At 71.3% G+C, this 4,539-nt stretch carries 4 protein-coding genes and 1 pseudogene; 4 read left to right on the forward strand and 1 reads right to left on the reverse strand.

Translation table 11 applies throughout. The features are described from left to right. Positions 1-610: pseudogene (locus FUT87_RS29460) on the forward strand (peptidase); the annotation flags it as partial. Positions 611-700: 90 nt separating this feature from the next. On the opposite strand, the gene FUT87_RS25560 reads toward FUT87_RS29460, so the two are convergent. Further along, positions 701-1,684 carry a dienelactone hydrolase family protein gene (locus FUT87_RS25560; RefSeq protein ID WP_147241627.1) on the reverse strand — a complete coding sequence of 328 codons (984 nt, stop codon included), beginning with the start codon at positions 1,682-1,684 and terminating at the stop codon, positions 701-703. A 278-nt stretch (positions 1,685-1,962) separates the two neighbouring features. On the opposite strand from FUT87_RS25560, the gene FUT87_RS25565 reads away from it, so the two are divergent. From FUT87_RS25565 to FUT87_RS25575, 3 genes are all read left to right on the forward strand, one after another. Next, positions 1,963-2,577: a mechanosensitive ion channel family protein gene (locus FUT87_RS25565; RefSeq protein WP_091721971.1), complete on the forward strand. Its 615-nt coding sequence runs from the start codon at positions 1,963-1,965 to the stop codon at positions 2,575-2,577. Positions 2,578-2,951: 374 nt separating this feature from the next. Further along, on the forward strand, positions 2,952-3,746 hold the full coding sequence (locus tag FUT87_RS25570) for an efflux RND transporter periplasmic adaptor subunit (protein WP_255512036.1): 795 nt from the start codon (positions 2,952-2,954) through the stop codon (positions 3,744-3,746). Beyond that, the coding region (locus tag FUT87_RS25575) for an efflux RND transporter permease subunit (RefSeq protein WP_147242819.1) at positions 3,739-4,539 on the forward strand (801 nt) is incomplete at its 3' end. The genes FUT87_RS25570 and FUT87_RS25575, both read left to right, overlap by 8 nt.

Here is a 4,539-nt window from a genome sequence, read left to right on the forward strand (position 1 = left end):
CGCGGCGCGCTACGCCGGCCGCGTCAACCTGCTGGTCGTGCCCTGCGTCAGCCCCTGGGCCTATGAGCGGATCTGCCGCTGGAACTACCACGCGGTCGATCCCAACCGCAACTTCGGCGCGCGCCGCGAGGCCGCGGAGTCGAGCGCGCTGATCGCGCTGGTCGAGCCCCTGGCGGGCCGGTTCCTGCTGCACATCGACCTGCACGAGACCACCGACACCGACGCCACCGAATTCCAGCCGGCGCTGGCGGCCCGCGACGGCAAGGAGCCCGACCGCGACGGCGTGCCGGACGGCTTCTACCTGGTCGGCGACAGCGAGACCACGCGGCTCGATTTCCAGCAGGCCGTGATCGAGGCCGTGCGGCGCGTGACCCACATCGCGCCGCCCGACGCGCAAGGCCGGATCATCGGCTTCCCGGTGATCGCGGACGGCGTGATCGAGTTCCCGGTGCGCCAGTCCGGCCTGTGCGCGAGCCTCACCGGCGCGCCCTTCACGACCACCACCGAGGTCTATCCCGACAGCCCGCGCACCACCCCGGACGAATGCGTCGCGGCGCAGGTGACGGCCGTGTGCGCGGCGCTGGATTTCGCGCTCGCGCACGCGCCTTGAAGCGAGGGGCGCCCCCGCTCGGTTCACAACACCGACCGCCGGCGCGAACAGCCGATATTGGCGGACGTGTGTGCCGATTCGCCGCGGCCTTCACTGACCGAAGAACACGCGCCGCACAAAGCGCGTCGCATCCTCGCGCGAGGCCTGGAAGGCCGCCTCGTTGCGGCCGACGTGCGCGCCGCGCGTCATGCACGCGTTGATGAACGCCGTCAGCTGGTCCGACGGGATCACCTGCCCGGTGCGCTCGGAGGTCACCACCCAGGTCGGGATGTCGGTGCGGATGACGCCGCAGGCGTAGCCGCTGGTCGCATCGGCCCGGTAGCGCACCGGCAGCAGGCTGTCCCACGCATGATGCGCATCGGCGTAGCGATGCGTCTCCACCGGCGTGCCCAGCGTGGCGTACTCGGCGGCCAGAGCCTCGCAGGGCTCCGGATGCGTGTAGTCGTCGGCGGCCCCGACGAGGTTGAGCAGCGGCGCGCGCGTCAGGTTCGGCGAGGTATAGATCTGCGAGCAGCCGGCATAGGTCGCGATGTGCAGCGCGAAGGCCTGGCCGGTCTTCACCACAGCCCGCAGAAACGGCAACTGCGCCGTCTGCAGCGCCACGGTGCCGCCGCGCGAGAAACCCATGATGCCGATGCGCCTGGCGTCGATGCGGGGGTCGGCCGACAGCAACCGCAGCGCCTGGAAGGCGTCCATCACGTTGGCCGCGGCCGGCACGCTGGTCTGGTCCGCCGCGGTCGACGACACGCCTCGCGGCGCGAAGCTGTCGACGATGAAGGTCGCCACGCCGATGCCGTTGAAGGCCTGGACCCACTGCTGCAGACCCGGCCCCACGCCATCGCTGCCGTGCGCGAGCACGATCGCGGGCACCGGTCCGGCAACACCGGCCGGCAGGCTCAGATCGCCCCATACCGGCGTCGGTACCCATTGCGCGCGGCGCTCGCGCGCGAGGTCGAAGAGCGACTTGGGCGTGAAGCTGTCGAAGGCGATGCGGGTGCTGTCGTCGGCGCGCGCGGCCGTGGCGGACAGGCCGAGCACGCACACGGAGGCCAGGACTCGGAACAGTCGATGCATGAAGGCCCTCGGGCAGTGAAGGAACGCGGCGGGGCGCCTGGCCGGCGCTCCTCGCGAGCGAGGCCGCCACACGGGACGTGAGCGGCCGCCGGAGGTTAACCGCGTGCCGCCGCGCGGCCGGCTCTTCGGTTGTCCCACCCTTCGGGCACACGAGACCGCACCACCGCGCTGCAGCCCTTCGAAGCAGCCGCTCTCCCTGCCCTTTCCCTCCTCGCGGGGGCGAGGGCGTTCATGCCGATACAGACATTCCCCGCCGAAGACACCGACACTCGCCTCCCATGAACAAGTTGAACCGGCTCCTGCACGATGTCCTGCCCGCCTGGGCCGCCGAGTGGCTCGACCTCCTGGTCCCGCTGATCGAGGTCATCCTGATCGGTCTGGGCGCCTGGCTCGTGATGCGCATCGCGCGCCACCTCACCCGCAAGCTCACCAGCGCCTACGCCTTGCCCGTGACCGTCGCCACGGTCTTCCTGCGCTCGGTCGCGGTGCTGATCTATGGCGGCGCCGTGCTCTGGTCGCTGGAGCGGCTGGGCGTCTCCGGCGCCGTCCTCTGGACCGCCTTCACCGGCTTCGCGACCGTGGGCGCGGTCGCGTTCTTCGCCGCGTGGAGCGTGCTGTCCAACCTCTTCTGCGCGCTGCTGATCTACGTCACTCGCGCCTTCCGCGTCGGCGACGTCGTGGAACTGCTGGAATCCGGCGACAAGCCCGGCGTGAAGGGCCGCGTGGTCGACATCAATTTGGTCTACACGACGCTGCTCGAAAGCGGCGACCCGGCCAGTGGCACCAGCCTGCAACTGCCCAACAGCCTGTTCTTCCAGCGCGCGCTGCGGCGCTGGCATGGCTCCGCGGCCGACGGCGCGATCCTGCCGGCGCAACAGATCAGGCTTGAATGACTTTCGGGTGTGAGCCCGGACATGGCCGCAAGTTCAGGGTTTCTTCAGGAAGGGCTGCGTAACCTGCCGCTCGTCGCGTCGCACTGGCGGCCCGGCCTGTCCGCTTGCCCGTCCAGTCCCCAAGGAGCCCCCATGGATCCCGACCCCAGTTGTCGACGCCACGCGGCACCCGCCGCTGCCCCTCGCCGATTCCCTTCGCCGCGAGCGACGACCGCCCGGATCCCTCCAGCCCACGCTTGAGGGGCGTCCTGCGGCCGTCGCCCGCAGGAGCCCCTCATGCTGCCTCTCCGTTTCCTCCGCATCACCGATCGCGGCACGCCACGGTCGTTCACGACCCCGGCCTGCCTGCTCCTGCTCGCCAGCGCGCGGGCGACGTGCTCTTCACGCTGGACTCCTCCGACCTGAGCGCGGCCCGCGGCGACGCGGCCAGGGCGCGCGACGCGGCCGCGCAGGCGAGCCGCGACCTCGACCGCCAGCAGCTGCTCTTCGACGCCGACATCGCCGCGCGCAAGGACCTGGAGGCCGCGCAGCTTGCCCACGCGCAGGCAGCCAACGACCTGCGCACCGCGCAGGCCCGGCTCGCGCAACTGGGCGCGAGCGCGGACGACAACGCCGGGCGTCGCCTGTCGGTCCGCGCGCCGCTGGCCGGCCGCGTCATCGAGATGAACGCCGCACCGGGCGGCTACTGGAACGACGTCAATGCGCCGCTGATGACGATCGCGGACCTGAGCCGGGTCTCGGTGACCGCCGCCGTGCCGGAGAAGGACCTGGCCAGGATCTTCGTCGGGCAGTCGGCCCAGGTCGTGCTGAACGCCTATCCCGACGATCCACGCGCCGGCACGGTGCGCTACATCGGCGAGGTGCTGGATCCCGACACCCGCACCGTCAAGGTCCGCCTGATCCTGGACAACGCCGACGGCCGCCTGCGGCCCGGCATGTTCGTGAAGCTGCGCTTCGCCGGCCCTTCGCATCCGGCGCCGGTGGTGCCCGCCTCGGCGCTGCTGCAGGAGGGCCTGTTCACCCGCGTCTTCGTCGAACGCGCGCCGGGTCGATATGTCGCCCGCGAGGTGAGCGTCGGCGCCGCGCTGGGCGACCAGGTGGAGATCGTCTCGGGCCTGCGGCCCGGCGAGCGCGTGGTCGTGCGCGATGGAGTGCTCCTCCATGATTGAGCGCCTCGTCACCCTGTGCTTCGACCGCCGCGGCATCGTCTGGCTGGTCTTCGCCTTCGCCGCGCTCTACGGCGTCCACAGCTTCCGGCAGTTGCCCATCGAGGCCTATCCGGACATCGCCGACGTGACCTCGCAGATCGTCACCCAGGTCAACGGCCTGGCCGCCGAGGAGGTCGAGCAGCAGATCACCATCCCGATCGAGCGCGCCCTGCTCGGCACGCCCGGCATGCAGGTGCTGCGCACGCGCAGCCTCTTCGGCCTGTCGCTGGTGACCGTAGTGTTCCAGGACGGCGTCGAGGGCTACTGGTCGCGCGAGCGGCTGCAGGAGCGCCTGGCCGAGCTCTCGCTGCCCTATGGCGCGCGGCCGGGGCTGGACCCCTACACCTCGCCCACCGGCGAGATCTACCGCTACACGCTGGAGAGCCCCACGCGCAGCCTGCGCGAGCTCTCCGAGCTGCAGGCCTGGACCGTCATCCCGCGGCTGAAGAAGGTGGCGGGCGTCGTGGACGTCACCAATTTCGGCGGGCTGACCACGCAGTTCACGCTCTCGCTCGATCCCGCGCGGCTGACGCAGTACGGCCTGACGCTGAGCCAGGTCGTGGACGCGCTGAACGCCAACAACAGCAGCGGCGGCGGCAGCGTGATCGACCGCGGCGAGCAGTCCTACGTCGTGCGCGGCGTCGGCCTGCTGCGCTCGCTGCAGGACATGGGCCACGTGGTGGTGAAGACGGCCGCCGGCGTGCCGGTGCTGGTCCAGGACCTGGGCGAGCTGCGCCTGGGCGAGGTCGAGCGC

The sequence above is a fragment of the Mitsuaria sp. TWR114 genome (assembly GCF_007997345.1).